Source organism: Billgrantia montanilacus (genome assembly GCF_003336675.1).
Lineage (GTDB): Bacteria > Pseudomonadota > Gammaproteobacteria > Pseudomonadales > Halomonadaceae > Halomonas > Halomonas montanilacus.
Map to the genome: position 1 here is coordinate 51,723 of NZ_QPII01000007.1, position 19,468 is coordinate 71,190.

Genomic DNA, 19,468 nt, shown 5'->3' on the forward strand with positions numbered 1-19,468 from the left:
GAGCCCACATGAGTGTCCAGGCCGATATAGAAGCGAAACTGCAGGCCCTCGAGCCCACGTTTCTGACGGTGGAGAACGAGAGCCACCGGCATTCCGTGCCGGCCAATTCCGAGACCCACTTCAAGGTCACGATGGTAGCCGAGCACTTCCAGGGGCTGATGCCGGTCAAGCGCCATCAGCGGCTCTATGCGGTGCTGTCCGATGAGCTTTCCGGCCCGGTGCACGCCCTGGCATTGCATCTCTATACACCGTCCGAGTGGGAGGCTCGCGGCAGCGCCAGGCCCGACTCTCCCGACTGTCGTGGCGGCGGCGCGTGACATCCGAACCGCAGCGCCTGCAATATCTGGAAGCCATGGGGCTGACTGCCTGGGTGGCCCGCTACCGACTGCCCAACGCCCGGCCCTCCGAAGCGTGTGAGTGGGCCCCACCTGAGCGGCCCGCCACGGCACCGCCCGCCGAGCGCCTTCATGCGTTGCTGGAGGACGCCGAACCGCCAATGGCGAGGCAGCCTGCCAGCGTAGCCTCCCCACCGCCATCGCCGCGGGCTGCGCAGCCCGGCCGAGCCCGACTGTTGTTGGGCGGAGGCGGCGTGGAGGCCGGGGCCGGCCAGGCAGCGGACGCCGCCGAAGCCGCTTCGGCCAGTGAAGCGCCGGCCAATCAGGAGCCGCTGCGCTTTTCCTTGCAGGTGGCTTGCCTTGACGACCGCTGGCTGCTCCTGATGCCGGGGGACGAGCCACCAGCGGAAGTGCATTTGAAACTGCTCGCCAACCTGCTGCGCGCCGTGGGCATCACGCCGTCACGTCTCCCTCGCTTCCAGGGCTTCCGCTGGCCTCCGGTGGAGGGGCTTCCCGCCGAGTCGCCGCTGGAAGAGGCGAGGGAGGGGTTGCAAGCCTTCATTGCCGGGGCGGGTCGACACGGCTGGGCGCCGGAGCGGGTACTGCTCTTTGGCAGTGACGAGACGCTCGATCGGGTACTGAGCCTGGATAGCGAGCATTGCGAACTGCTGGACCTGCCCGGCTGGCACGGGCCTGGGCTCGACACGCTGGCGAGTAGTGGCGAGGCCAAGCGCGCCCTGTGGCCATCGCTGGTTACCTGGCGCAAGGCCTGGCACAGCAATAGTGAGGAAGAGTCGCTTTCGAGGCCAGGTGGCGAGGCCCCGGGCCATGACTGAAGGGGTATTCCGGCGTCTGGGCGTGGCCGACCTGGAGCGCCTGGTGGTACTGGAGCGGGCACGCCCCCGCCCCTGGACACGCGACCAACTCGAGACGATCCTGACCGACGAAGCGGTCTGCGTCCTGGGTGTCGAGGTGGAGGGCCGGCTCGCCGGACACGCCGTGGTGGCTCGCCAGCCCTTCGAAGCCGAACTTCAAGCCATGCTGGTAGCGCCGAACATGCGTCGACGCGGCCTGGCGACGAGCCTGCTCACGGCAGTGATCGACCAGACGCTGCGCTGGGAGAGCGAGCGCCTGCTGCTGGAGGTCAGGGCAAGCAATTCAGGCGCCATTGCCCTGTATCGCCAGGCGGGCTTCTGTGAGGACGGCAGGCGTCGTGGCTACTATCCGGCCCTTGAATCCCCTGCCCTTAAAACCAGGGCCGAACCGCAAGCCGGCGGTGGCGTCGCTACGTGGGGAGGCGTTGGGCCAGGGGGCGCACCGAGCGCCGGCGCGGAGCGGGAGGATGCGATACTGATGTCGCGCCGACTGCTGTAGGTGAGCTCATGTAGGTGAGCTTATGTAGGTGAGCTTATGTAGGTGAGCTCAGCCGTTGCTCGTTTCCACCTCATCGAACTTGCCCAGCAGGGCGGTGAGGCGGCGTTCCCACTCCTCGCGCTCCTGCTTGAGCTGGCTGTTCTCCTCGCGCAGTTCCTCGGCTTCCATCTTCAGCAATTCCAGTGCCTCGACGGCGCTGGCGACTTTCTGTTCGAGCCGATTGAAGAGTTCGGTGCTCATCCTGTGTTCTCCTGAAAAGACGTCCTGCGCGACGGACCCATGCCCGCCGTCGATCTCCGACGCGCAGCGTAACGCCGAGGGCCTCGGCTCGGCAAGCGTTGCCGGAAGGCGACGATGAAGCGTCAACTGTCGTCGGCCGGCAGCCGTCGATAAAGCCGCCCGGTGCTGTCCCCGGCACGTACCTCCCGGTGCAGTTGCCAGCTGCCCGGCACCTGGGGGGAGAGCTCCGATTCGGTTTCCACATAGATGTAGGCTTCCTCCGCCAGCCAGCCACGCTCCAGACGCTCGCAGCAGGGCTGGGCCAGCTGTTGGCGAAAGGGCGGGTCGAGAAATACCAGCGTGAAGGGCGGGGTGGCGTCGGCGGGGGGAGCGGTCAGAAAAGCGAGCGCATCGGCGGTGATCACCTGGCCGCGCTGTGCGGCGCCCAGGGTTTCGAGATTTGCGCCAAGCGCCTGGGCCACTCTGACGTCACGTTCGATGAACGCTGCCTCAAGGGCGCCGCGGGAGAGCGCTTCCAGGCCCAGCGCCCCGGTGCCGGCAAAGAGATCGAGTACCCGCGCGCCTGGCGTGGCCGTCGCCAGCCAGTTGAACAGCGTTTCTCGTACCCGGTCGGGGGTCGGGCGTAGGCCGGGGCTGTCCAGCACCGGCAGCAGGCGGCGGCGAAACTCGCCGCCGATAAGGCGCAGGCGACCGCCGCCCTTGTCCTGGCGGGTATCGCTGGTGGAGCGGTGGGGGCGGGGCGTCGGGCGGCGGCGGGTCATGGGGGAATTGTACCTGTCGACTTGTCCACAGTCATGGTGCGCGGTGGTAGGATGTAGCGATCATTCACCCGTGAGGCTGAATTCCCCCATGTTCGGTTTTTTCAAGCGCAAGAAGCAGCAGGAAGAGCAGCAGCGGCCAACGGAATCGGAGCACTTGGCCGAGGAAGAGGCATCGGCGACACCCGCCCAGGCGGCTGAGGAATCCTCCCCCGAGCCGTCTGCTTCGGCGCCGGCCCCGTCGGAGCCGGCGATCACCGAAGCGCAGCGACCCGAGGAGGTCGCCATGGCCGGCCCGGCCGCTGACGAGGTGCTCGCTCGCACAGAAGCCGTCGAGGAAGTCAGCCCCGAGGAGGAGAACGCGGCGTTTCGGGATGAAGCGTTGGCGCCAGAAGCTGAGCCCGCGCCATCAGCGCCCGGGCCAGCGCGGGTGCCCGACGCCGAGCCGTCGATGCCCGAGCCTGAGTCGGCCCGCACGCCGCTGCAGGAAAAGCCGGTCTCCGAGAAAAAGGGCTGGTTCGCGCGTATTCGCTCGGGACTGGGCAAGACCCGCGCCAACCTCACCGATGGCATCGCCGGGCTCTTCCTGGGTAAGAAGCAGATCGACGACGAGCTGATCGAGGACCTGGAGACCCAGCTGCTGATGGCCGATGTGGGCATCGAGGCCACCACCGAGATCATCGACCGGCTGACCGAGCGCGTTTCCCGCAAGGAGCTCAAGGATCCCCAGGCGCTTTACCGGGCGCTGCAGGACGAGTTGACTGTGATGCTCGACTCGGTGGCACAGCCGCTGGCGCTGCCACCCAAGGGTGAAGGCCCCTTCGTGATCCTGGTGATAGGGGTCAACGGCGTGGGCAAGACCACCACCATCGGCAAGCTGACCCAGCGCTTCCAGCGCGAGGGCCGAAGCGTGATGCTGGCTGCCGGCGATACCTTCCGCGCCGCCGCGGTTGAGCAGCTCAAGGTGTGGGGTGAGCGCAACAGCGTACCCGTCATCGCCCAGCACACCGGCGCCGACAGCGCATCGGTGATCTTTGACGCCGTCGCCGCCGCCAAGGCGCGCAAGGTGGACGTGCTGATCGCCGATACGGCCGGCCGGTTGCACAACAAGGGCCACCTGATGGAAGAGCTCAAGAAGGTGCACCGGGTCATGGGCAAGCTGGACGGCACGGCGCCCCATGAGGTGATGCTGGTGCTCGATGCCGGCACTGGCCAGAACGCCCTCTCCCAGGCTGCGACCTTCAACGAGGCCGTGCCGGTGACCGGGATCACTCTGACCAAGCTTGACGGCACCGCCAAGGGCGGCATCATCTTCGCCCTGGCCAAGCAGCTCGGTACGCCGATCCGCTACATCGGCGTGGGCGAGAGCCTGGACGACCTGCGGCCCTTTGCGGCCCGGGATTTCGTCGATGCCCTCTTCGACCAGGATAACGATAGCGACGCTGCCTCCGCATGATCGTCTTCGAACATGTGGGGAAGCGATACGGCGGGCGTTTCGACGCGCTCGCCAACCTCGACTTCCGCGTAGACCGGGGCGAGATGGTCTTTCTCACCGGCCACTCCGGTGCCGGCAAGAGTTCGTTGCTGCGGCTGATCATGCGCCTGGAGAGGCCGACCCGGGGCCGGGTGCTGGTGGCGGGTCACGATATCGCCCGACTGCACGCCAGCCAGGTGCCGTTCTATCGTCGCCAGATCGGCGTGGTCTTCCAGGATCACCAGCTGCTGCTGGACCGCTCCATCTATCATAACGTGGCACTGCCGCTGGAAATCCGCGGCGTCGAGCACCGCGAAGCCGCGCGCCGGGTGCGGGCGGCGCTGGACAAGGTCGGCCTGCTGCATCGCGAGAAGGCGTTGCCCATCGAGCTCTCCGGCGGTGAGCAGCAGCGCGTGGGCATCGCCCGGGCAGTGGTCAACAAGCCGTCGCTGCTGCTGGCCGATGAGCCTACCGGTAACCTCGACCCCCAGCTCTCCGCCGATATCATGGCACTGTTCGAGGACTTCAACCGGATTGGCACGACGGTGGTGATCGCCAGCCACGACCTGGCGCTGATCACCCGGCTGCGCCACCGCATGCTACGGCTTCGGGATGGGCGGCTGGTGGCCGACGAGGAGGCCGCATGAGCCGAGGCGACGCTCGTCAGCCCCCTCGTGGGGCGCGCAGCCAGGGCGGGCCGCGTACCGGCAGCCGGTTGCGTGCCTGGGGACGCCACCATCGCGCCATGTGTCTGGATAGTGCCCGGCGGTTGCTCAAGCACCCGGTGGGCAGTCTGCTGACCATGCTGGCCATCGCCATCGCCCTGGTATTGCCGGCGGCCCTGTGGCTGACACTGGACAGCGCCCGGCTGCTTGACGCCGAGCTGGAGGAGAGCGCCACCCTGACCGTCTATCTGGCACATCAGGTCGATGAAGCCGAAGCCGGCCGTATCGACGAGGCCATCGGCGCCCACGAGGGAGTGGCGCGTACCCGCCTGATCACTGCAGCCGAGGGCATGGCCGAGTTCCAGCAGGCGCTAGGCCTGGCCGATGCCCTGGGTCGTCTCGACGAAAACCCACTGCCGGCAAGCGTGGTGGTGACACCGCTGGACCCGGCGCCGGAGGCGGTTGACGCACTGGCTCAGTCGTTGCAGGAGTTGACCGGGGTGGATGAAGTGCGCCTCGACCTGGCCTGGCTGGAGCGGCTGCGTCACCTGGCCGAGCTCGGCAGTCGCGTGGCCCTGGCCCTGGCCGTGCTGTTCGGGCTCGGCGTGCTGTTGGTGGTGGGTAACACCATTCGCCTGGCGGTAGAGAGCCGGCGCCGGGAGATCGAAGTGGTCATGCTGATCGGCGCGACCCACGCCTTCGTGCGCCGGCCCTTCCTCTACAGCGGCGCCTGGTATGGTCTGGGAGGCGGTCTGCTCGCCTGGGGGCTCCTGGGGCTCGGTAACGAGTGGCTGGCGGCCCCCGTCAGCGCCCTGGCCGCCAGCTATGGCGCCACCTTCCGGCTACCCCAGTTGGGTATCTCGGGCTCGGCAACGCTGCTGATCTGCAGTACACTATTGGGCTGGCTGGGTGCCTGGATCGCTGTGAGCCGCCACCTCGCGGAGGTTCGGCCGCGTTAAAGTGGGTCGCGGAGATTCGGCCGCGATAAGGAGCGGCGGAGGTTCGGCCGCGATACGGGTCGCGGAGGGTTGGATTTCATCCGCTGGTACATAGCCGCGGAATCTGCCACGCTAGCCAGCAAAGACGGAACATTCTATGGTCGTGGCCGTCAAACATAGCGACCACGAACAGTACGAACCAGGGTTTCGAGGGAGACAACCTGCATATGAGCACCAGTCTTCTACCGGTGGGACAGTTATCGCCGGGCCATGACCTCAATGGGTATATCCAGGCGGTAAACGGCATTCCGATGCTTACCGCCGATGAAGAGCGCGAGCTCGCCTTCCGCCTCTATGACGAGGGCGATCTTGAAGCGGCGCGCCGTCTGGTGCTGTCGCATCTGCGCTTTGTCGTGCATATCGCGCGCAGCTACTCCGGCTACGGCCTGCCCCAGGCCGATCTCATCCAGGAAGGCAACGTTGGCCTGATGAAGGCGGTCAAGCGCTTCGATCCGAACCAGGGCGTACGCCTGGTCTCCTTTGCGGTGCACTGGATCAAGGCGGAAATCCACGAGTTCGTGCTGCGCAACTGGCGGATCGTCAAGATCGCCACCACCAAGGCCCAGCGCAAGCTCTTCTTCAACCTGCGCAGCGCCAAGAAGCGTCTGGCCTGGCTGAACAATGACGAAGTCGACGCCATCGCCAGGGATCTTGACGTCAAGCCGGAGGTGGTGCGTGAGATGGAAGGTCGCCTGTCGGCACACGATGCCGGCTTCGATGCCTCGCCCAGCGACGATGAGGAGTCCACCTACCAGTCGCCGGCACACTACCTGGACGATGCCAGCGCCGATCCGGCAACTCTGCTCGAGGACAGCGACTGGGAGGGTGATGCCAGTCGCCGGCTGCAGTTCGCCCTCGAGGCGCTGGACGAGCGCTCCCGCGACATCCTGCAGCGCCGCTGGCTGGCCGAGAGCAAGGCCACCCTGCACGATCTGGCCGACGTCTACGGCGTTTCTGCCGAGCGCATTCGCCAGCTCGAGAAGAACGCCATGAAGAAGATTCGGCTACAGTTGGGTGACACGCTGGCCGCTTGAGCCGCACCGATCCCGCGCATGCACATCGAAGCCCCGGTCACTGACCGGGGCTTCGTGCATCTGGGCTGCGTGGGGGAGGGATCAGGCGCTCTGTCGTGCCTGACGCATCAGCTGCGCCGAGAGCAGGGCCCACTGGTCTTCCCAATGCTCGGTGGGAAGGCGGCGGAAGTCGCTGCGCACATACTGCGAGATGCGACCTTCCACCTGGGCCATCAGCAGGTTGGCCGTCGCCGATACCGGCAGGGTGGGGCGACAGCCTTCGCGCAGCTCGGCCTCTCGCAGCACCTGCTTGAGCTGGGTTTCCAGGCGCTCGAAGAGCTGATGGATACGCAGGCGCAGGCGGGCGGTCTCGCCGGTCAGCACGTCGCCGCCGAGCAAGCGTGAAAGCCCCGGGTTCTTCTCGGCGAAGGCGAGCAGCAGGGTGAGGATCTGGCCGCAGCGCGGAATGGCGTCGGGGACTTCCTCGAGGATGCGGGTAATGCGTTCGAACAGCGTCTCTTCGATAAAGGCGATGAGACCCTCGAACATGCGTGCCTTGCTCGGAAAATGTCGGTAGAGCGCGGCTTCGGACACGCCCACCTGGCGCGCCAGCGCCGCAATGGTGATGCGCTTGCCGCTGTCTTCCTCCAGCATCAGTGCGAGCGCCTGCAATATCTGCTCGCGGCGGCTGGATGGGTTGGTTGCCTGCGTCATGTCGGTATCTTTTTTTGGTTGTCTGACTTGGTCCGGGGGCGTGTCCGCCACGGCACGGTGCCGTGACGAACATAACGCTCAGCCGGCGTCGTTGCCGTGGCGTTCGGCGTCGGTGATCAGGGTGCCGACGCCGGCGTTGGTGAATATCTCCAGGAGGGTGGCATGGGGGACGCGGCCGTCGATGATATGGGCGCTCGCCACGCCCCCCTTGACCGCATCCAGGGCGCAGCGAATCTTCGGCAGCATGCCGCCGTGGATGGTGCCGTCGGCGATCAGCGCATCCACTTGGGCGGTGGTCAGGCCCGTCAGCACTTCGCCTTCGGCATTCATCAGTCCGGCGACGTTGGTCAGCAGCATCAGCTTCTCGGCGCCCAGCGCCTCTGCGACCTTGCCGGCCACCAGGTCGGCGTTGATATTGTAGCTGTTGCCCTTGGCGTCGACGCCGATGGGGGCGATCACCGGGATGAAGTCGCGTTCGGCGAGCATCTCGATCAGGTCGGTGGAGATATGCTCGACCTCGCCCACATGGCCGATGTCGATGATCTCGGGCGCGGTCATCTCGGGGGTCTGGTGTTCCACCTTGAGCTTGCGCGCCCGGATCTGTGAGCCATCCTTGCCGGTCAGGCCGATCGCCTTGCCGCCGCACTGGTTGATCAGGTTGACGATCCCCTTGTTGACCAGGCCGCCCAGCACCATCTCCACCACATCCATGGTCTCGGAGTCGGTGACCCGCATGCCGTTGACGAAGCGTGACTCGATCTTCAGCTTGGTCAGCAGGTCGCCGATCTGCGGGCCACCGCCGTGGACCACCACCGGATTGATGCCGACCTCCTTCATCAACACCATGTCCCGGGCAAAGGAGTCGATCAGGGTGTCTTCGGTCATGGCATTGCCGCCGTACTTCACGACGACGGTCTTGCCGGTGAAGCGCTGAATGTAGGGAAGTGCCTCGGAGAGCACTTCCACTACCAGGCGCGGATCACGGGTCGGTTGGGTCATGGTCATTCCTTGCGGGTACGGTAGACGTTGCCGATCACAGCGGCAGCGTCAGTGCTGGGTCGATTTGCTTCAGGGCGTCGGCAAAGCGGGCTCGGATACGTGCCAGCGCCTCGTTGCTCTTGCCCTCGAAGCGCAGCACCAGCACCGGTGTGGTATTGGAGGCACGGCAGAGACCCCAGCCGTCCGCATAGTCGACACGAATGCCGTCCAGGGTGGTCTTGACCCCGTCCTCGCCGAAATCGCCCTCCCGGGCCAGTCGCTCCACCAGGTCGAACTTGGTCTCGTCGGTCACCTGGATGTTGATCTCCGGCGTGCCGATATCCTGGGGATAGCGGGCGAAGAAGGCATCGGCGTCCTTGTCCTGCTTGGAGAGGATTTCCAGCAGCCGGGCGGCGCCGTAGATGCCGTCGTCGAAGCCGTACCAGCGCTCCTGGAAGAAGATGTGTCCGCTCATCTCGCCAGCCAGCAGGGCGCCGGTCTCCTTCATGCGCGCCTTGATCAGCGAATGGCCGGTACGCCACATCTCCGGCTCACCGCCGGCGTCGTCGATGACCCGGGCCAGGTTGCCCGTGCACTTGACGTCGAAGATCACCTTGGCGCCCGGGTTGCGCGAGAGCATGTCCTCGGCGAAGGCCATCATCAAGTGGTCGGGGTAGATCAGCTTGCCGGTCGGCGTGACCACGCCGAGCCGGTCGCCGTCGCCATCGAAGGCCAGTCCGATATCGGCACCGCTTGCCTTCACCTCGCGGATCAGGTCCTGGAGGTTCTCGAGCTTGCCCGGGTCCGGATGGTGGTTGGGGAAGGTGCCGTCGATCTCGGCGAACAGGGGGATGGTATCGGCGCCGAGCCGCTCGATCAGCTTCGGACCCAGCTCGCCGGCCACGCCGTTGCCGCAGTCCACCACCGCCTTGATCGGCCGTTCAAGCGTGATGTCGCCGAGAATGCGCTCCAGGTAGGCATCGCGCAGGTCGTCCTGGCGCACGCTGCCCTGACCCTCGCTGAGGTCGCCCGACGCGATGCGCCGGTAGAGCGCGGTGATCGCCTCGCCGGAGAGGGTCTCGCCGCCCAGCACGATCTTGAAGCCGTTGTAGTCTGGCGGGTTGTGGCTGCCGGTGACCATGACGCCCGAGGCGGTGCCTTCCAGAACGTGGGTGGCGAAGTAGAGTACCGGTGTGGGCACCATGCCGATGTCGATCACGTCACGGCCGGCGGCGGTCAGGCCGCGTGTCAGCGCCTCGCTCAGCCGGGGGCCGGAAAGGCGTCCGTCCCGAGCCACCACCACAGTGGATTCGTGACGGGCAGCGGCTTCCGAGCCGATGGCGCGACCGATCAGCTCGACGGTCTCCTCTGTGAGGGTGTCATCGACGATGCCGCGAATGTCATAGGCACGGAAGATGGAGGCCGGTACGGGGCTGTTCTTGACTGGGCTCATAGCGGTTCCTTGTCAGACAGGTGTGATTTCAAGTGCAGGTTGCGAAGACCCTGCCGGGCGGCCCGTTCCTTGGGACGGCCGACGCAGTGTTTCGATGATCAGATCAGCGGCGTCCCGAGCTGCCGAAGCCGCCTTCGCCGCGCAGGCTGGCCTCGAAGCCATCGACGATCTCGAGTTCGGCTTGCACCACCGGTACCAGTACATACTGGGCCAGACGCTCGAAAGGCTCCAGTACGAAGGTAGTGCTGCCGCGGTTCCAGGTCGAGATCATCAGCTCGCCCTGGTAGTCGGAGTCGATCAGCCCCACCAGGTTGCCGAGTACGATACCGTGCTTGTGACCCAACCCGGAGCGCGGCAGGATCAGGCCGGCGAGATTGGGGTCGCCGATGTGGATGGCGAGACCGGTACGCACCAGTTCGCATTGACCGGGTTCGAGGGTCAGCGGCGCATCGAGCAGTGCACGCAGGTCCATGCCGGCGGAGCCCAGCGTGGCGTAGCGGGGCATGTAGTCGTGCAGGCGCTCGTCGAGCAGCTTGACCGCAAGCCTGGGCCTGTCGGTCGGTGGGGTGACGGGCGATGTGGGCTGAGTCTCGGTCATCGTGGTTCCGTTGTGTGCGGCTACATTCGGTTTGCGTGTGTCGGGCTCAGTGCGTCGGGCCGTCGGGCAGGCAGCTCAGGGCGCGCCTCAAGATGGCGTCCGCCAGCCGTGTCTTGGTCTGGGGCGGCAGGTTTTCGCCGCCTTCGCCTTCGCCTTCCCGCCACAGCAGCAGGGCGGCATTGTCATCGGCACTGAAGCCGAGGCCTTGGGTAGAGACATCATTGGCGACGATCATGTCCAGCTGCTTGCGCGTCAGCTTGTCCCGGGCGTAGGCCTCCAGGTCGCGGGTCTCGGCGGCGAAGCCCACCACGAAGGGGCGGCGGCTGGCCGAATCGCGCTTGAGGGCGACATCGGCAATGATATCCGGATTCTTGATCAGCTTCAGCGTCAGGCCGTCCTCGCCTTCCTGCTTCTTGATCTTGTGCTCGGCGACCGCATCGACGCGGTAGTCGGCCACCGCGGCACAGCCGATGAAGATATCGCATGCGGCGACCAGGCCCCGACAGGCTTCCAGCATCTCCAGCGCCGTCTCCACGTCGATCCGTTCGACCCCCTCGGGTGTCACCTGGGTTACCGGGCCGCTCACCAGAGTGACTCGGGCGCCCAGCCGGGCGGCGGAAGCGGCCAGGGCATAGCCCATCTTGCCGGAACTGTGGTTGGAGAGGTAGCGCACGGGGTCCAGCGGCTCGCGGGTGGGACCGGCGGTGATCACGATATGCAGTCCCCGCGCCGGCAGCTCCTGCGGCGGCGTCTCGGTGGGCTGAGCAAGGAGTTCTGCAACGATAGCCTCGGGCTCCAGCATGCGCCCCGGCCCCACGTCGCCGCAGGCCTGGTCACCGCTGTCGGGCCCCAGCAGGCGCCAGCCATCCTGCTGCAGGCGCTCGGCGTTGCGCTGGGTGGCCACGTGGCGCCACATGGCCTGGTTCATGGCCGGCGCCATGACCTTGTCGGCCTCGCTGGCCAGGCACAGGGTCGTGAGCAGGTCGTCCGCCATGCCCGTGGCCAGGCGCGCCATCAGGTCGGCGGTGCCCGGGGCGATGAGCACGACATCCGCCCAGCGAGCGAGCTCGATATGGCCCATGCCGGCCTCTGCCTCGGGGTCGAGCAGCGAGGTGCGTACCGGCTCCCCCGTCAGCGCCTGAAGCGTCAACGGGGTGATGAAGGCCTGGGCGCCCTCGGTCATGACCACGCGCACCTCGCAGCCCGCCTGCTTTAGCAGGCGGGCGAGCTGAGCACTCTTGTAGGCGGCGATGCCGGCGCTGATGCCGAGCAGGATGCGTCGGCCGGCCAGCCTGGTGCCCGAAAGCGTTGACATGGCTGCTTCCTGAACTGAAATTCGACCGTCTACCATACCATCGAGAAGGGCTCGACGCAGCCGGGGTAATCTTTTGTGTTGTGTCTATAATGCCTTGTTATCAAGGATGCATGACGGGAGAAGACAGGGATGTCGATTCGTGACTGGCCCGAGGGCGAGCGCCCGCGAGAGAAACTGCTGGCGCTGGGCGCCGAGGCACTGTCGGATGCCGAGCTGCTGGCGATCTTCCTGCGGGTGGGCGTGGCCGGGCGTTCGGCCGTCGACCTGGCCCGCGACCTGCTGTCGGCGTTTGGCGGGCTGCGACAGCTGCTGGAGGCCGACCAGTCGCGCTTCTGCGCCGAGCGGGGCCTGGGCATGGCCAAGTTCGTCCAGCTGCAGGCGACCCTGGAGCTCTCCAAGCGCCATTTGGCCAGCCAATTGGCCCGCGGCGATGCCTTGACCTCACCGAGCCTGGTGCGAGCCTATCTGGCCGCACAGCTGCGCCACCTGGGGCATGAGGAGTTTGCGGCGCTGTTCCTCGACACCCAGCACCGGGTCATCCAGTTCGAGTCGCTGTTTCGCGGTACCCTCGACAGCGCTTCGGTGTATCCCCGGGAGGTGGCGCGACGCGCCCTCGAGCTCGGCGCCGGTGCCATCATCTTCGCCCATAACCACCCCTCCGGCGTGGCCGAGCCCAGCGACGCCGACCGCCGCATCACCCAGCGGCTGCGCGAGGCGCTGGGTCTTTTCGAGATAAGGGTGCTGGATCACTTCGTCGTCGGCGACGGAGAGGTGGTGTCCTTCGCAGAAAGAGGGTGGATCTAGGTGCGGAACCGGCTGCGCTCGGCCATGCGGCGTTGAACCTTGCCTGGTCTTCGCTCGCTCGGTTCGCTGGTCGGTCGGGGTGGGCATGAAAGCTTGCGGGAGTAGGGGGCAAAGAGTGTAGAATACGCGGCTGCTATTGCCTGACGGGGTGTACTCTGCTATAAAGTGCAGCCTTTGAATTCCCTTGGGTCAAATGACAACGGGCTCGTTCCCGGTTTGCCCGACAGGTTTTGAACACTCAGGTTGAAATCACCTGGCCAAGCGGTTGGAGGCTCCCATGTCCAAAGTATGTCAGGTTACCGGCAAGCGCCCGGTGACTGGTAACAACGTTTCACACTCCCAGCGCAAGACCCGTCGTCGCTTCTTGCCGAACCTGCACTCCCACCGCTTCTGGGTGGAGTCAGAGAATCGCTTCGTGAAGCTGCGCGTCTCTTCCAAGGGTATGCGTATCATCGACAAGAAAGGTATCGACGCTGTGCTCGTCGATCTGCGCAAGCGCGGCGAAGCCGTCTAAGCGATACAGTCCAGGGAGAGAGCAGTCATGCGTGACAAGATCAGAATGGTGTCCAGTGCCGGTACCGGCCACTTCTACACCACCGACAAGAACAAGCGGAACACCCCGGACAAGCTGGAAATGAAGAAGTTCGATCCGGTCATCCGCCAGCATGTGATGTACAAGGAAGCCAAGATCAAGTAAGCCTTGGTCGTCTTCCGCAGGTGTTCAAACCTGTTCTTCTGAACCCGGCTCATGCCGGGTTCAGGCGTTTGTGAAAACACCATTGGTGGGCGGCGTTGGGCAGCCCATCGACCAAGTTGAGCGAGCGACTTCATGCCCGAACTTCCCGAAGTCGAGACAACCCGCCGCGGCATCGCCCCTCACGTGGAGGGCCGCGAGATCGTGGAGGTGATCGTGCGCCAGGGACGCCTGCGAGTGCCGGTGCCCGACGACTTCGTCGACCGCCTGGTCGGGTCGCGCATCGGCCCCCTGGCTCGCCGCGCCAAGTACCTGCTGATACCGCTGCGGCCCGCCGAGACCGATACGCCCGGCGGGAGGCGCGAGGACGCGGGCGCAGCGGGAGTCGAAGTTCCGTCGAGCGGGACACTGCTTTGGCACCTGGGCATGTCGGGCAGCCTGCGTATCGCCCGACTGGGCGAGCTGCCGAAGAAGCACGACCACATCGACCTGGTGTTCGACGATGGCGGGCTGTTGCGCTACCACGATCCGCGTCGCTTCGGCTTCGTCGACTGGCTGGCCGGCGGGGTAGAGCAGGATCCGCGCCTGGCTCGCCTGGGGCCCGAGCCGCTCTCCGACCCCTTCGACGGGGAGCGGCTCTACCGGCTCTCGCGCGGCCGGCGCATGGCGGTGAAGCCGTTCCTGATGGACAACGAGGTGGTCGTGGGCGTGGGCAATATCTACGCGGCCGAAGCCCTCTTCCTGGCCGGTATCGATCCGCGCCGTGCCGCTGGGCGGATTTCGCTCGAGCGCTATGAGCGGCTGGCGGCGGCGGTTCGGGAGGTGCTGGCAGCGGCGATTACCCAGGGCGGCACGACCCTGCGCGACTTCGTCAGCGGCACCGGCGAGCCCGGCTATTTCAAACAGCGGCTCAACGTCTACGGTCGCCATGGACAGGCTTGCCGACGCTGTGGCGGCGAACTGCGACTGGTGACCCTGGGGCAGCGTGCCAGCGTTTTCTGTATCGAGTGTCAGCACTGATCGACGGCTGTCGTCGACCGGTACCATTTTTTCTGAACTTCCGGGTGCTGCCAGGCATCGCCCGCACTTGCCGAGAAGCATCATGACGAACAACGTGACCCAGAACCTGCGCCTGAAGAAGAACGCCGACCGCCGCCTCAAGGCCGGCCACCTGTGGCTCTACTCCAACGAGATCGACATCGAGGCGACGCCGCTGAAAGGCATGGAGCCGGGTGCACAGGTGATTGTCGAAGCCGCCAACGGCAAGGCGATGGGGGTCGCCTACGTCAATCCCAATTCGCTGATCAGCGCCCGGGTCGTCTCCCGTGACCCCAACATGCGCCTCGACCGCTCGCTGCTGGTGCATCGTTTCAACCAGGCGCTGGCGCTGCGCGAGCGGCTCTACGCCAAGCCCTTCTACCGGCTGGTGCACGGTGAGGGCGACCTGCTGCCCGGCCTGGTTATCGACCGCTTCGACGACGTCCTGGTGGTTCAGCTCAATACGCTTGGCATGGAGCGGCTCGGGGAGGAGGTCGTCGCTGCGCTGGACAAGGTGCTCTCGCCGCGGGTCATCGTGTTCAAGAACGACTCCTCTGGTCGTCGCCAGGAGCAGCTGGAACGCCAGGTCGAAGTGGTCAAGGGCGAACTCTCCGGCCCGGTGTTGATGGAAGAGAACGGCGTGCGCTTCAGCGTGCCGGTGCTCGATGGACAGAAGACCGGCTGGTTCTATGACCACCGCGCCAATCGCGCCTGGCTCAATGGCCTGGTGGCCGGCAAGCGGGTGCTCGACGTATTCAGCTATGTGGGGGGCTGGGGCGTACAGGCGGCGGCGAATGGGGCCAGCGAAGTGCTCTGCATCGACAGCTCTGCACAGGCGCTGGAGCATGTCGCCGAGAACGCGGCCCTCAACGGCCTGCAGGAGCAGGTGGCGGTAGGCGAGGGCGACGCCTTCGAGGCCCTGGCGGCCCTCAAGGCGGATGGCGAGCAGTTCGACGTCATCGTCCTCGACCCGCCGGCCTTTATCCGCAAGCGCAAGGACATTCCCAACGGCGAGCGCGCCTACGGCAAGCTCAATCGGGAAGCGATGCGTCTGCTGGGCCGCGATGGCCTGCTGCTCTCGGCCTCCTGCTCCATGCACCTGGCGCCCGAGCGGTTGATGGAAGTCGTGCGGGGCGCGGTGCGTCATCAGGACCGCCACGGCCAGGTCGTGTTCCAGGGGCATCAGGGGTCTGACCACCCGGTGCACCCGGCGATTCCTGAAACCGCATATCTGAAGGCGCTGGGTGTCCGCGTCTTCCGCGACTAGGTGTGCCATGACTCCTGAGTACGTCCGTGTCTTCGCCCACTCCAATGCGCTGCTGGTCAGCCACGTTCGCAACGTGCTGGCCGCGGCCGATATCCCGGTGGAGCTGCGCAACCTGACCCTGGGCGGCGGTGCGGGTGAGCTGCCCCTGGGGGAGTGCGAACCGGAGGTCTGGGTGGCGCCCCACAACCGTGCGCGGGCCGAGTCGCTGATACGGGACGCCATGGCGGACAGTGACGATCGCCCCGACTGGACTTGTCCGGGTTGTGGTGAAACCCTTGAGGGGGTCTTCGAGTCCTGTTGGCAGTGTGGAACGGCAAGGGAGTGATGGATGAGCCTGGATTGGGACCTGCCCACCCCGTTCGTGATCGATATCGAGGTCAATGCCACCGATATCGATGGTTATGCCCACGCCAATAATACCGCCTACCTGCGCTGGGTCGAGCGAATCAGCTGGGCGCATTCGGAATGCCTGGGCCTCGACCTGGATCGCTACCGGGCGCTGGACCGGGCCATGGCCGTGCATCGTCACGAACTCGATTACCTGGCACCGGCCTTCGAGGGTGAGCGCCTGAAACTGGCGACATGGATCGTCGGTTGCGACGGCCGCCTGACCCTGACTCGCCGCTTCCAGCTGATACGCCCGGCCGACGGCCGTACCCTGCTGCGGGCACGCACCCGCTTTGCCTGTATCGAGCTCTCCAGTGGCCGACCGCGGCGGCTGCCGGTCGAGTATGCGTCGACCTACGGCGATGCGCTCGTGGCCGAGTAAGCCTTTGTTGATTTCCTGATATACGCTTTCCTCATGAGATGATTTTCTGCACGAAAGCAGAGATTTGTGGATTTTTATCGTATTGATCCGTGGATACTTCGTGTATGGACTGGCTGTGCTGTAATGGAAGCCTAGAGCAACAATAACGCTGGCCAAGCCCCAGGAGTTCCCATGAAAATTGCCGTGCCGAAGGAAATCAAGAACCATGAATATCGCGTCGCCCTGACCCCGTCCGGGGCGCGGGAGCTGGTGGCCCGTGGCCACTCGGTTACCGTGCAGGCCGGCGCAGGCGAAGGTGCCGGTTTTCCCGATGCCAGCTACGAGGCGGCGGGCGCGAGTCTCGAAGCGAATGTGGACGCCGTCTGGCGCGACGCGGAACTGATCCTCAAGGTCAAGGAGCCCCAGGCCGAGGAAGTGGCGCGGCTGACGCGCGGACAGACGCTGTTCACCTACTTGCACCTGGCTGCGGAAGAGACGCTGACGCGCGGTCTGATGACGAGCGGCGCGACCTGCATCGCCTACGAGACAATCACCGACCATCAGGGTGGCCTGCCGCTGCTGGCACCGATGAGCACGGTGGCGGGGCGCATGGCAGTCCAGGCCGGCGCACACAGCCTGGAGAAGGCCCAGGGCGGTGCCGGTGTGCTGTTGCCCGGCGTACCTGGCGTGGCCCCGGGGAAAGTGGCGGTGATCGGTGGCGGGGTGGTGGGCGAGAACGCGGCGCGCATGGCCCTGGGCCTGGGTGCCGAGGTTACCGTGCTCGACAAGTCGATTGCGCGTCTCGAGGTGCTCGACGACCGTTACCAGGGGCGCATGAAGACGGTCTTCTCCACGGCCGATGCGATCGACGAGGCGGTGCGGCAAAGCGACCTGATCGTGGGCGCCGTGCTGATTCCCGGTGCCGCCGCACCCAAGCTGATCACTCGTGCGATGCTCGCCGACATGAAGCCGGGCAGCGTGCTGGTGGACGTCGCCATCGACCAGGGCGGCTGCTTCGAGACCAGCCATGCGACGACCCACGCCGAACCGACCTATATCGTCGATGGCATCGTCCACTACTGCGTGGCCAATATGCCGGGGGCGGTGGCCCAGACCTCCACGCTGGCACTGACCAACGCCACCATGCCCTTCGTCATCGCCCTGGCCGACAAGGGCTGGCAGCAGGCGCTTGCCGACGATGCGCACTTCCTGCCGGGGCTCAATGTCCACGACGGCCAGGTCACCTACCGTGCCGTGGCCGAGGCCTTTGGGCTGGAGAGCGTCGACCCCGTGCGCCTGGTGTAACAAATGTCTGCGCGAGCGAATCGCTGCGTTGCGCGGTGCTGGTGCGCCAGCCCGGTCGGAATCCTCACATATACCCCATTTGCTCCGGTTGACTCGAAGCCTTCGGCTTCTCGCTCCTTCGGAGCCATCCTGCGGATGTTTGTCGCTTCGCTCGGTTCTGTGCTCCGTGCGCCTTGCGCTTCATCTCGCTCGCCAATTTGTTCAGCGCTTCCCTAATTGCTAGGCGCCTAGACATTCCAACCTTGGTGAGCGGCGCCGGGGACAGGCCGTAGTGGAGGTCCGGTGCAATGGAAGGTCTCTTGCTCTTGTGGGGCAACAAGCCCAACTGGCTGTTTACGGCTGAGCCGCAGCCAGCGGGGCTGTTCCGGCGGCAAAGGTTGCCAATGAGGCGCTGTAAATCCTTCCCTGGACGCTACATTTGCCTTCCCTGGCAAATGACCTCATTGGCAACCTGCCCCCGGCGCCCCGCTATCCTGGCTAGTCGCCTTGATCGCCCCCTCGCGTTACCATAGCGGGCATTTCCGCTAGCAGAGTCCGCCTTTCATGAGTGCAGCATCCCAGAAGACACGCGTTCTCACCGGCATCACCACCACCGGTACCCCACACTTGGGCAACTATGTCGGGGCGATCAAGCCCGCCATCGCCGCGAGCCAGGATCCGAGCGTACAGTCCTACTACTTTCTCGCCGACCTGCATGCGCTGATCAAGTGCCAGGATCCACAGCGGGTGCAGGAGTCGCGCCTGGAAATTGCCGCCACCTGGCTGGCGCTGGGTCTGGATACCGACAATGCCATCTTCTATCGTCAGTCCGACGTGCCCGAGATTCCCGAGTTGACCTGGATGCTCTCCTGCGTGTGCGCCAAGGGGCTGATGAACCGCGCCCACGCCTACAAGGCGGCGGTGGCCGAGAACGAGGCGGCGGGCAACCAGGATCCGGACAAGGGCATCACCATGGGGCTGTTCGGCTATCCGGTCCTGATGGCCGCCGATATCCTGATGTTCAATGCGCACAAGGTGCCGGTGGGCCGCGACCAGATCCAGCACATCGAGATGGCCCGCGATATTGCCGGGCGTTTCAACCATCTCTACAAGGGCGACTTCTTCACCCAGCCCGAGGCGGTGGTGGACGACAACGTCGCCACGCTGAACGGCCTCGATGGGCGCAAGATGTCCAAGAGCTACAACAACACCATTCCGCTCTTCGTCGCCGAGAAGAAGCTGCTCAAGCTGGTGCGCAAGATCAAGACCAACTCGCTGGAGCCGGGTGAGCCCAAGGATCCGGACACCTGTACCCTGTTCCAGATCTACTCGGCCTTCGCCAGTGTCGAAGAGACGACGGCCATGCGCGCCGAGTACCAGGCCGGTATCGGCTGGGGCGAGGCCAAGAATCGGCTGTTCGAGATGCTCAACGAACAGTTGCGTGAACCCCGGGAGCGATATCTGGCGTTGATGGAGGACCCGGGACACATCGAGCGGGTGCTGCTCAAGGGTGCCGAGCGAGCGCGGGCCGAGGCGGCTCCCTTCATGGATCGCCTGCGTCATGCCGCGGGGCTTGGCCGCTTCGTCTGAGTGGAACCTCAGCTTACCGATCAGGGCGCCTCCGGGCGCCCTGTCTCATTCTGTGACGTGCTGGCGGACTTCCGTCGGGCTTGCCAAGCTTCAGGGGCGAATCGAGAGGAGAGGTTTGATGGCCACTG

At 65.6% G+C, this 19,468-nt stretch carries 23 protein-coding genes; 16 read left to right on the plus strand and 7 right to left on the minus strand.

Translation table 11 applies throughout. From position 1 onward, the window contains the following. Window positions 1–8 precede the first annotated feature (8 nt). Genes DU505_RS11210 through DU505_RS11220 form a run of 3 tightly spaced genes read left to right on the plus strand, consistent with a single transcriptional unit; the run spans window position 9 to window position 1,709 of the window. Window positions 9–317: a BolA family protein gene (locus DU505_RS11210; protein ID WP_114479076.1), complete on the plus strand. Its 309-nt coding sequence runs from the start codon at window positions 9–11 to the stop codon at window positions 315–317. Continuing rightward, the gene (locus tag DU505_RS11215) at window positions 314–1,171 is read left to right on the plus strand and encodes a hypothetical protein (RefSeq protein ID WP_181872803.1); all 858 of its coding nucleotides are present in this window, start codon (window positions 314–316) and stop codon (window positions 1,169–1,171) included. The genes DU505_RS11210 and DU505_RS11215 overlap by 4 nt, the downstream gene beginning before the upstream one ends. After that, window positions 1,164–1,709, plus strand: a complete 546-nt coding sequence (locus DU505_RS11220; RefSeq protein ID WP_114479077.1) for a GNAT family N-acetyltransferase — start codon at window positions 1,164–1,166, stop codon at window positions 1,707–1,709. The genes DU505_RS11215 and DU505_RS11220 overlap by 8 nt, the downstream gene beginning before the upstream one ends. 48 nt (window positions 1,710–1,757) lie before the next feature. Here the strand turns inward: DU505_RS11220 and DU505_RS11225 are convergent, their stop codons facing one another. Together DU505_RS11225 and rsmD are read right to left on the minus strand one after the other, a co-directional pair. Beyond that, complete coding sequence (locus DU505_RS11225; protein WP_114479078.1) at window positions 1,758–1,949, minus strand: cell division protein ZapB; 192 nt, start codon at window positions 1,947–1,949, stop codon at window positions 1,758–1,760. A gap of 122 nt (window positions 1,950–2,071) precedes the next feature. Next, window positions 2,072–2,710 carry a 16S rRNA (guanine(966)-N(2))-methyltransferase RsmD gene (gene rsmD, locus DU505_RS11230; RefSeq protein WP_114479079.1) on the minus strand — a complete coding sequence of 213 codons (639 nt, stop codon included), beginning with the start codon at window positions 2,708–2,710 and terminating at the stop codon, window positions 2,072–2,074. An 88-nt stretch (window positions 2,711–2,798) separates the two neighbouring features. On the opposite strand from rsmD, the gene ftsY reads away from it, so the two are divergent. From ftsY to rpoH, 4 genes are all read left to right on the plus strand, one after another. After that, entirely contained in the window at window positions 2,799–4,163 is a 1,365-nt protein-coding gene (gene ftsY, locus DU505_RS11235) for a signal recognition particle-docking protein FtsY (RefSeq protein ID WP_114479080.1), read from the plus strand. Further along, window positions 4,160–4,828 carry a cell division ATP-binding protein FtsE gene (gene ftsE / locus DU505_RS11240; protein WP_114479081.1) on the plus strand — a complete coding sequence of 223 codons (669 nt, stop codon included), beginning with the start codon at window positions 4,160–4,162 and terminating at the stop codon, window positions 4,826–4,828. The genes ftsY and ftsE overlap by 4 nt, the downstream gene beginning before the upstream one ends. Beyond that, on the plus strand, window positions 4,825–5,805 hold the full coding sequence (gene ftsX / locus DU505_RS11245) for a permease-like cell division protein FtsX (RefSeq protein WP_114479082.1): 981 nt from the start codon (window positions 4,825–4,827) through the stop codon (window positions 5,803–5,805). Before ftsE ends, ftsX begins: the two co-directional genes overlap by 4 nt. 206 nt (window positions 5,806–6,011) lie before the next feature. Further along, window positions 6,012–6,878, plus strand: a complete 867-nt coding sequence (rpoH, locus tag DU505_RS11250; protein WP_114479083.1) for an RNA polymerase sigma factor RpoH — start codon at window positions 6,012–6,014, stop codon at window positions 6,876–6,878. Window positions 6,879–6,959: 81 nt separating this feature from the next. Here rpoH and slmA read toward each other — a convergent pair whose 3' ends face one another. From slmA to coaBC, 5 genes are all read right to left on the minus strand, one after another. Then, window positions 6,960–7,571, minus strand: coding sequence for a nucleoid occlusion factor SlmA (slmA, locus tag DU505_RS11255; RefSeq protein WP_114479084.1), 612 nt, complete (start codon window positions 7,569–7,571; stop codon window positions 6,960–6,962). 78 nt (window positions 7,572–7,649) lie between these two features. Beyond that, complete coding sequence (gene argB, locus DU505_RS11260; protein WP_114479085.1) at window positions 7,650–8,570, minus strand: acetylglutamate kinase; 921 nt, start codon at window positions 8,568–8,570, stop codon at window positions 7,650–7,652. Between the two features lie 34 nt (window positions 8,571–8,604). Further along, on the minus strand, window positions 8,605–10,002 hold the full coding sequence (locus DU505_RS11265) for a phosphomannomutase/phosphoglucomutase (protein ID WP_114479086.1): 1,398 nt from the start codon (window positions 10,000–10,002) through the stop codon (window positions 8,605–8,607). 103 nt (window positions 10,003–10,105) lie between these two features. Continuing rightward, a complete protein-coding gene (dut, locus tag DU505_RS11270) occupies window positions 10,106–10,600 on the minus strand; it encodes a dUTP diphosphatase (protein WP_114479087.1) in 495 nt (164 codons plus the stop codon). A 46-nt stretch (window positions 10,601–10,646) separates the two neighbouring features. Further along, window positions 10,647–11,915, minus strand: a complete 1,269-nt coding sequence (coaBC, locus tag DU505_RS11275; protein WP_114479088.1) for a bifunctional phosphopantothenoylcysteine decarboxylase/phosphopantothenate--cysteine ligase CoaBC — start codon at window positions 11,913–11,915, stop codon at window positions 10,647–10,649. A 129-nt stretch (window positions 11,916–12,044) separates the two neighbouring features. Between coaBC and radC the strand changes: the two genes are divergently transcribed. The 9 genes from radC (at window position 12,045) to DU505_RS11320 (ending at window position 19,340) form a co-directional block, all read left to right on the plus strand. Further along, entirely contained in the window at window positions 12,045–12,719 is a 675-nt protein-coding gene (gene radC, locus DU505_RS11280; protein ID WP_114479089.1) for a RadC family protein, read from the plus strand. 277 nt (window positions 12,720–12,996) lie between these two features. Beyond that, on the plus strand, window positions 12,997–13,233 hold the full coding sequence (rpmB, locus tag DU505_RS11285; RefSeq protein WP_066451038.1) for a 50S ribosomal protein L28: 237 nt from the start codon (window positions 12,997–12,999) through the stop codon (window positions 13,231–13,233). A gap of 27 nt (window positions 13,234–13,260) precedes the next feature. Next, window positions 13,261–13,416, plus strand: coding sequence for a 50S ribosomal protein L33 (gene rpmG, locus DU505_RS11290; RefSeq protein ID WP_066451035.1), 156 nt, complete (start codon window positions 13,261–13,263; stop codon window positions 13,414–13,416). Window positions 13,417–13,548: 132 nt separating this feature from the next. Next, window positions 13,549–14,433, plus strand: coding sequence for a bifunctional DNA-formamidopyrimidine glycosylase/DNA-(apurinic or apyrimidinic site) lyase (mutM, locus tag DU505_RS11295; protein WP_114479090.1), 885 nt, complete (start codon window positions 13,549–13,551; stop codon window positions 14,431–14,433). 94 nt (window positions 14,434–14,527) lie between these two features. Further along, window positions 14,528–15,718, plus strand: a complete 1,191-nt coding sequence (locus tag DU505_RS11300) for a class I SAM-dependent rRNA methyltransferase (RefSeq protein WP_114479204.1) — start codon at window positions 14,528–14,530, stop codon at window positions 15,716–15,718. A 7-nt stretch (window positions 15,719–15,725) separates the two neighbouring features. Then, complete coding sequence (locus DU505_RS11305) at window positions 15,726–16,043, plus strand: putative signal transducing protein (protein WP_114479091.1); 318 nt, start codon at window positions 15,726–15,728, stop codon at window positions 16,041–16,043. 9 nt (window positions 16,044–16,052) lie between these two features. Beyond that, window positions 16,053–16,487 (plus strand): acyl-CoA thioesterase, encoded by a 435-nt coding sequence (locus DU505_RS11310; RefSeq protein ID WP_114479205.1) that lies wholly within the window; start codon window positions 16,053–16,055, stop codon window positions 16,485–16,487. Window positions 16,488–16,658: 171 nt separating this feature from the next. Further along, complete coding sequence (gene ald, locus DU505_RS11315) at window positions 16,659–17,771, plus strand: alanine dehydrogenase (RefSeq protein ID WP_114479092.1); 1,113 nt, start codon at window positions 16,659–16,661, stop codon at window positions 17,769–17,771. Between the two features lie 543 nt (window positions 17,772–18,314). After that, window positions 18,315–19,340 carry a tryptophan--tRNA ligase gene (locus DU505_RS11320; protein ID WP_114479093.1) on the plus strand — a complete coding sequence of 342 codons (1,026 nt, stop codon included), beginning with the start codon at window positions 18,315–18,317 and terminating at the stop codon, window positions 19,338–19,340. Window positions 19,341–19,468 lie beyond the last annotated feature (128 nt).